The organism is uncultured Methanobrevibacter sp. (assembly GCF_902764455.1).
Taxonomy (GTDB): domain Archaea; phylum Methanobacteriota; class Methanobacteria; order Methanobacteriales; family Methanobacteriaceae; genus Methanocatella.
The window spans coordinates 1-6,037 of the sequence record NZ_CACWVY010000072.1; the positions used below are offsets into that span (position 1 = coordinate 1).

At 35.0% G+C, this 6,037-nt stretch carries 8 protein-coding genes; all 8 read right to left on the minus strand.

All coding sequences use genetic code 11. The features are described from left to right. Positions 1-433: 433 nt before the first annotated feature. On the minus strand, positions 434-2,101 hold the full coding sequence (locus QZU75_RS12500) for a hypothetical protein (RefSeq protein ID WP_296884150.1): 1,668 nt from the start codon (positions 2,099-2,101) through the stop codon (positions 434-436). A gap of 15 nt (positions 2,102-2,116) precedes the next feature. After that, positions 2,117-2,611, minus strand: a complete 495-nt coding sequence (locus tag QZU75_RS12505; protein WP_292888910.1) for a hypothetical protein — start codon at positions 2,609-2,611, stop codon at positions 2,117-2,119. Positions 2,612-2,643: 32 nt separating this feature from the next. Continuing rightward, positions 2,644-3,201 (minus strand): hypothetical protein, encoded by a 558-nt coding sequence (locus QZU75_RS12510; protein ID WP_296884152.1) that lies wholly within the window; start codon positions 3,199-3,201, stop codon positions 2,644-2,646. Between the two features lie 28 nt (positions 3,202-3,229). Further along, positions 3,230-3,364 carry a hypothetical protein gene (locus tag QZU75_RS12515; RefSeq protein WP_296884154.1) on the minus strand — a complete coding sequence of 45 codons (135 nt, stop codon included), beginning with the start codon at positions 3,362-3,364 and terminating at the stop codon, positions 3,230-3,232. Beyond that, positions 3,357-3,590, minus strand: coding sequence for a hypothetical protein (locus tag QZU75_RS12520; RefSeq protein ID WP_296884155.1), 234 nt, complete (start codon positions 3,588-3,590; stop codon positions 3,357-3,359). The genes QZU75_RS12515 and QZU75_RS12520 overlap by 8 nt, the downstream gene beginning before the upstream one ends. Beyond that, positions 3,583-3,819 carry a hypothetical protein gene (locus QZU75_RS12525; RefSeq protein WP_296884156.1) on the minus strand — a complete coding sequence of 79 codons (237 nt, stop codon included), beginning with the start codon at positions 3,817-3,819 and terminating at the stop codon, positions 3,583-3,585. Before QZU75_RS12525 ends, QZU75_RS12520 begins: the two co-directional genes overlap by 8 nt. 149 nt (positions 3,820-3,968) lie before the next feature. Next, positions 3,969-4,106, minus strand: coding sequence for a hypothetical protein (locus QZU75_RS12530; protein ID WP_296884158.1), 138 nt, complete (start codon positions 4,104-4,106; stop codon positions 3,969-3,971). Positions 4,107-4,811: 705 nt separating this feature from the next. After that, entirely contained in the window at positions 4,812-5,927 is a 1,116-nt protein-coding gene (locus QZU75_RS12535) for a tyrosine-type recombinase/integrase (RefSeq protein ID WP_296884160.1), read from the minus strand. Positions 5,928-6,037: the final 110 nt, after the last annotated feature.

A 6,037-nucleotide genomic window follows, 5' to 3' on the forward strand; every position in this document is an offset into this window, starting at 1 on the left:
CTCTCTTTGAGTCTTTTCCTTCTTGGCTTCGATTATCTGCTGTCTTATAGACTTCATTTACATCACTTCAATAATTTTATAAAAACCATAAAAACTATTGAGAACTTTTTGAAAAGTTTTTTTAAAAAACTACTCACAGTTCTCAAACGATAAAACGGACAGTTCTTATGGCTTTTTCATTATACATATTTTTATAAAAACTATTTTTTCAGGGGGTATGCGGGAGAACTTTTTGAAAGTTTGCTCCCGTCCATTCCTGAAAATCATGGTTTTTTTATTTTTCCGATAGTAAAAATCACCATTAAACTCAATGAATAATTCTTGAATTTGCCTAAAAACACTTTTAAACAATTTTCGTGAAAAAACTTTTTGAAAAGTTTTTATGAGTTTTCATGGTTTTTCCACTTTCAGGTTTTTTAGGTTTTTTGAGTTTTCATGGTTTTTTTGGTTTTCCCATCCATGGCGGTTTTTTAATCGTGCTGTCAAAGTTCATTATACTTAACCCCTCAATAAATTTATCTTCTTTCATAATGTCTAAAACCCATTCGCCAATCTCATAGCTGATGATTTCATATATTGAATCGTCCATGTGTTTTAAATCATAGTTGATGGATGCAACTTCACTTTTTGCCAAGTCATATACATTGGATCTGTCTGCCAATTCATACATGTATTTCCTGACTGATGCCTTACTCAATTCAAGATTCTGAAGCGAGAAGTATTCATTGGTTGTAATTCCCATGTCCAATACTTCCCTGTCCTTATTGATTCTCCAGTCATCGATATTGTTTCTGATGTCATTTAAAACCTCAACCGCTTTTGGAGCCAGGTTTGCAGATATGCTTTCCTTGTATGGCTTGAGCAGACTCATGAACTGCTGAACATCAGCAATATTAGTCAGAATTACTTTCTTACCGTCAATCTCATGGATTTCATGGTTATAGTAATTCAGGGCAGTTATTGTTTTCAGTATGCCGTTGAACTTGTCAAAATCCCTTTTATAGAATGCAGAGTTCTTAAGGAAGTTAATGACAAAGTAAACATATGGATTTATTATTACAATGTCTTCAAAGACTTCCTTCAGATGCAATAGCATGTACGGCACCAGTTCGGATTCCCTTTCATATTTCTTTAGAATCTTGTAGCTTTTGCCGTGCTTGAATTCCAGTGCAGTGTTTCTACGATTGAAGATATCTTTGTTGTCCATTCTTGGAGTAATGAATATGCTTCTGCTCATTTCCTGCTCATCGAAATTATGATTGGGTACTGTAGTATAGGTTAGACATGGTCTTCCTTCAAGTTTTAAATCCTTGACTTCCCATCCTCCTTCACCGTCAGGTATGCTTAACGGTTTGTTTAGAAAGCCGTCGGACTGAAGTTCTTTCATGAGGTTTTTGGACTCTTCCATAAACTCATGGTCATTATTTCCACCCATGTCTCCGTAGTTGACAATCTTGCCGTCATAGAAATACCTGTCTGTTTTGGCACGGTTGAACAGAGCCGCTTCAGTGATTTTCTTTTCATTAACGATGAATCTCTTTGGAATCAGTCTTAATGCAGTTTCCTGAATGTGGGACTTTCCGCTGCTGGCCTCACCCAGACATATTACAGATACTGGATTTCCCAGAACAACCTGTCCTGCATATACGGTGAATGCATACAATATGTTGTTGCGCTCACCTGCAGTAAGCCATTCAATGACACTGCCGATATAAACCAAAGGACAGTGCAGTGACTGGAGTTTAGTGATAGCTTCCTTTAATTTGGTAGCATCTCTTTCCTGCTCTGCCTGAAGTTTGTCAGCTATTTCTTGTTCAATGACTGACAGTTCATTTTCATAGTTGAGCTGCAATAGCTGTTTAACTTCTGAAAACTGACGGTTGATTATCTTTGGCTCTATTTTGCCTTTTGGATCCATAATCTCTTTGTAGTGCTTTGCGACATTACTTTGAGAAGATAATGTAGCTGGAGATTTGTTTAGATACTCTCCAATCTTATTACCAAACTTGTTTTTAAATACATATGTAACCTTATCAGGATTTTTTGGATTGATAATGAGGGTTATTGTATCTTTTGTGGGTAATTCAGCTACATTACTCATTGTTATTTGCTCCGTCTAGACTTGAACATCACGTACGATGAAACTGTAGTATACGTATGTTCCGGATTTCTCTTTGACCTGGATTGTCATTTCAGATAACCTGTTTACAAACTCACGGTATTCGGCAAGGTCAACATTTCTGACAACATTGGATTTGCCGACTGAACCTGCATTTTCCAGTTCAAGAATTGAAGTCAAGAAGTCAAAGAGTACGCTTCCTTTGCGGATGTTTTTGTGAAGGTCTCCATCATTTTTGAGGTTAACGTTTATTTCAACGTATAGTTGTTCGTCATCTTTGAAGATAAAGAGTTTGAATCTGTTAACGGTTTTTTCTTCACCGTCATAGTCGAAAGTGTAGGATGTAACTGAAGACATTTGTGGTCTTCCGGTGATTAGGGTTCCGTCTTCAAAGTCTTTTAGTTCTGCTTTTTCATATCCTTCAGGGATTTCTACAATTTCTTCATAATCCAATTGGGTGCTTGTAAATATGCTTTGTCTGTCATTACTCATTTTAACATCTCCTAAATAATATTAAAGAGGATTTAGGATTCATCCTCTTTTAAAAATTTTGACTGGTTTTGTGTAACCATTTTTTCTGCTGTCATTTCTTCAGCACTTACTTCTCCGGCTCCTATCAGTTCTGCAATTGCCCTGTTGGTTGCACGGGTTTTTGCAGTGGACATGATTGTGTGATCGGAAACTTTGTCTTTTCCTTTTTCACTTCTGGAGCATAGTGCATCTGATTCGACACTTCTGCCATTTGGAAGAGTGGCACGAACGCAGTAGTAGGCTTCACGTACCCTTCCCATTTTTGTTCTTTCAAGGTCACGGTCAATTATTTCAGTATCCACGTTAAATGCACGGGATAGCTTCTGCCATGCTGATTTCTTTTTGAAGTGTCTTTTCACGCTGACATAGTTGCCGTTTTCATCTTTCTCTTTGACTATGATTTCCTGATAGTCTGTTTCGTTCAACAGTCCTTTACAGAGTTTTTGATATGCGTCCCACTGTTCAATAGCTGTATCGACATCGGGAACATTATCAACAACTTTCATTACCTCATTTCCCTGAGGATTTTCTATAAGTTCAGCTTTTACCATATTATCACCTTAAATATTATTGGAGGAGTTAGACTCCTCCTGTACTTGTTGCAATTCCAATCCATCCGATTAGTATGGCAAATGCAATGCTTCCAATAAAAACCAATTTTGGATTAATTTTCATCGGTTCCGGTTTTGGATATAATCTTGCCGGTTTAGGCATATCGACCCAACCTCCTGATAGAGATTTCAATAATTAAATTCAAGTTAATTATTTTAGTTCTTCCTCCTTTTTTACGGATTAGTAATGTTTTATTGTCAGGGAAATCCAGCATGTCTGATTTCAATGCTACAGATTGAGGATTTTCATTTGCAGATACGAATGCAATGAAATGTTTATCATCAAGGTTTCTTTGCATTTCAAGAATTGTCTCCTGCATATCAGTCATCTCCTTTGGTTTTCCTAAATCCAACAATGAAAGCTTCTCCTCTTATGAATTTGATTAGGCCAATGTCACCTGCAGCAGCATAATGAATCAAGCCCAACAGTTTTGAATGTATCATTGTCTGGTAGGCCTTTTTACCGCCATGGGTGAGGATGCCGTGGTAGTTGTCATCGAACTGATTGTGAGGGGCTATCTCAGCCACCTGTCTTTTGAATGGTGAATAGCTATTCATGCAATTCACCTGGATCCTTGATATAAATTAATACTGCCCATATGTCATCCCATACGTCTCTTGGGACTAAAACATGAGGCACTCCATTCACGTCTTGCTCTAACATATTAGTCTCCTTTAATATTTTTGATTTCATTTCAACCTCTAAGCTATTGATCCAGTTTCAGTATCTTGATTCTGTACATCTCAAAGAATTCCCTTTCATTTCTTATGTTTTCTGTTTCAGTTATCTCATCAATAGCTTCTTCAAGTGCCTGGAAGTTATTTGTAATAATTACTTCACCCATCCGGGGTTTTATTATACCGCACATTTTTTTCATCTCCTTTTTTCCCATTGTATTACTGGGGTGTGCAAATTCAACGGTCTAAAACTCATCAGGGCCAGAAGTTTTTGAAAAACAAAAATAGTATTGGAGTAAAATCAACTTTCCATTATTTTCCCAATATTTAGAATAAAATAAGTTTTGCTTTGTTTAAATGTGAAAATATTTATATATTCCTTAAAATAAACTAGATATTGGGTTAAGTTTTGAAAAGTATTAATTTTTAACATGTTTGTCGACTTGCTAATCATTTTTATTTTTCTCACACTGACCCTTTAGGATTATATCAAAAATAATATTATAGCTCGTTGTTCAAATAACATTATTTTTTTATAATCCTTTTCTCATGATCTTTTTTTCATTGCTTTTCTCGATATTTTACCTCCATATGCTGACTGTTTACGCATTATAGGGGAAAGTTGTACGGGAGTGAAAAATTGCTTTCACTTCGTAAAATTGTTCCCATCACATAATGGCAATTATACTTATGTAAAAATGAATATATAAACATTTTGTTTTGTATTTTAGTAAATATTGTTTAAAAAATAGTTTAATTCAATATTGATTTGTTTATCCATAAAAATAAAACACCGATGTTTTTACAATTGGTGTTTAACAAAAAAAGTAAAGAATAGTGAAATGTATAAATTTCACTTTTCAGTTAATAGATTATTTGCCTGCCTCAGGCATACGTGATATGATACTGGCCACATCACTTTCAAGTTTATGTATCCTGTTCTGATACACTTCATTTTCTTTTTCCAATTGCATAAACTCAGGAGATTTGATGGTTAACTTTTTAACATCAGTATTTATTGTAATGGCTGGTAAATGTTTAATGTATTCATATTTCAGGTCTTCAGGATTTGTCATAAAGTAAACTGAATCTGTTGAATTTTTGGCTTTTCCCTGCAGATCGTTAACCTTATCCAGACTCATGCCGTCATTATAAAGAGCACTTGCATGAAATTTCCTCATCATGTGACTTCTAAATCTTCCGTAGTTTCCAACTCTTCCAAGATTAAGGGTATCATTTATTTTCTGATAGTGATAAGTCAGACGCCTTTCACTTATTTTAAAAAGCGGACTTTCATCTGTTAATTCATCTTCCCTGGTTAAGAGATATGCATTGATAGCCCTAACCGCTTCAGGACTGCAATATGTAATGTAATATTTGTTTGTTTTTCTCCTTAACAACCTGAATGTAGGAATAATATCACCAGCATCAGTTAGATAATCAATTATATCATAAATGTCTCTTTTCCTGCGAGGAAGATATTCTGAAAGAGCATCAATATAATCTTTAATGGTCAGACCTAATGTTTCAGCTTTGGCACATCCGCTGGATGCGGAAAACAGAATTATTGCTTTCATTAAAGGCGGTGCTATTTTAAATGCTTCTCTGATTATCTCTTTGTCAGGTAAATCCTTGAAATATATTGGTTGAGATTTTTTCACGGATTTTTGATTGATTCTAGGTAGTTTTCCCACTTCAATGTCATAGAATTTGTAGAAAAATTGGATGATGGTTATGTCTTTTTTTACAGTATTCCATGCGGAAGTTTCTAATAAATGATGTCTGTATTCAAGCAGTTTAGTTTTTAAACGGCTGTATTTCCATCTAACATTATTTCTTTCATCTTCCTCAGCTTCATCAAGAAGTTCCTGAAGGCTCATACCATAATATTCGCTGTATTTCCTTAATGCATTACTATAGTTACGCTGTGTTCTCTCAGCGTGGTTGCAGTTTATCGCTAAATTTTTTAGTAGCTCGTTGTTCATCATACTTATCACCTATGTTATTCACATATAAAAAAAGTTGAGTGAGAGCATTTGATAAGTAAAATTTTTCAAAATGTGATAAGTGGAACAACTATTTCATGAGTCATATTGAT

Coding starts and splice junctions, on each gene's coding strand:
- QZU75_RS12530 (WP_296884158.1), bottom strand. CDS start 4,106: ATGGGTGAAGTAATTATTACAAATAACTTCCAGGCACTTGAAGAAGCT.
- QZU75_RS12510 (WP_296884152.1), bottom strand. CDS start 3,201: ATGGTAAAAGCTGAACTTATAGAAAATCCTCAGGGAAATGAGGTAATG.
- QZU75_RS12525 (WP_296884156.1), bottom strand. CDS start 3,819: ATGAATAGCTATTCACCATTCAAAAGACAGGTGGCTGAGATAGCCCCT.
- QZU75_RS12520 (WP_296884155.1), bottom strand. CDS start 3,590: ATGACTGATATGCAGGAGACAATTCTTGAAATGCAAAGAAACCTTGAT.
- QZU75_RS12535 (WP_296884160.1), bottom strand. CDS start 5,927: ATGATGAACAACGAGCTACTAAAAAATTTAGCGATAAACTGCAACCAC.
- QZU75_RS12505 (WP_292888910.1), bottom strand. CDS start 2,611: ATGAGTAATGACAGACAAAGCATATTTACAAGCACCCAATTGGATTAT.
- QZU75_RS12500 (WP_296884150.1), bottom strand. CDS start 2,101: ATGAGTAATGTAGCTGAATTACCCACAAAAGATACAATAACCCTCATT.
- QZU75_RS12515 (WP_296884154.1), bottom strand. CDS start 3,364: ATGCCTAAACCGGCAAGATTATATCCAAAACCGGAACCGATGAAAATT.